The 234-nt window shown below is 56.0% G+C and carries 1 protein-coding gene; it reads right to left on the bottom strand.

The annotated features are described in order from the left end of the window. A partial coding sequence (locus KVS69_RS20665) for a hypothetical protein (RefSeq protein WP_217540216.1) occupies nucleotides 1-234 on the bottom strand: 234 nt, incomplete at both ends.

The raw sequence follows: 234 nt of genomic DNA, 5'->3' as shown, positions 1-234 counted from the left end.
AGCGCCCAGAATGGCCGTAACTGCTCGTGACATGGCGGCCTGATCTATAACCTTGAGCGTATCCTGCAGCGCCTGCATGTCGCTTCGAAAGATTTTCTCGATGATCGTCGCCGTCTCGTCGTCCCGATTGACGTCCTCATGAATGAACTGAACGGGTTGAACAAGATCGCGTGCCAGAGCGATCTTGAGCTGCTGAAAGCCTCTCGCGCCGAGTTGCTGGCAAAGGCCGATGAC

Origin of the sequence: Stenotrophomonas sp. GbtcB23, assembly GCF_019091045.1 — a bacterium.
Classification (GTDB): domain Bacteria; phylum Pseudomonadota; class Gammaproteobacteria; order Xanthomonadales; family Xanthomonadaceae; genus Stenotrophomonas; species Stenotrophomonas rhizophila_A.
The sequence above is the reverse complement of the archived record's forward strand: the minus strand, read 5'-3'. Positions and strand labels throughout refer to the sequence as shown.